The sequence below is a fragment of the Bacillus cereus group sp. BfR-BA-01355 genome (genome assembly GCF_022663675.1).
Taxonomy (GTDB): domain Bacteria; phylum Bacillota; class Bacilli; order Bacillales; family Bacillaceae_G; genus Bacillus_A; species Bacillus_A thuringiensis_S.
In genome coordinates, this window is record NZ_JAKUFY010000476.1 from 1 (window position 1) to 223 (window position 223).

Below are 223 nucleotides of genomic sequence, written 5' to 3' on the forward strand. Positions count from 1 at the left end.
GCTTTCGCTTTTGCTGCTGCAATTGCCTTTGCCTTTTCATCTCCCGAATCCCCATCACCTTGCGAAGCTTTCTGCTTCGCTAATGCTGCCGCTTTTGCCTTGGCTGTTGCCTCTGCCTTTGCCTTTGCTTTCGCTTTTTCTTCTTCCGTTACTTCTTCTGTTCCTTCTCTTTTCTGCTTCGCTAACGCCGCCGCTTTTGCTTTTGCTGCCGCTGCTGCACGTC

Annotated in this window: 1 pseudogene; it reads right to left on the reverse strand. The window is 51.1% G+C overall.

From position 1 onward, the window contains the following. Positions 1–223 (reverse strand): annotated as a pseudogene (locus tag MR167_RS32545) (NADH-quinone oxidoreductase subunit C); the annotation flags it as partial.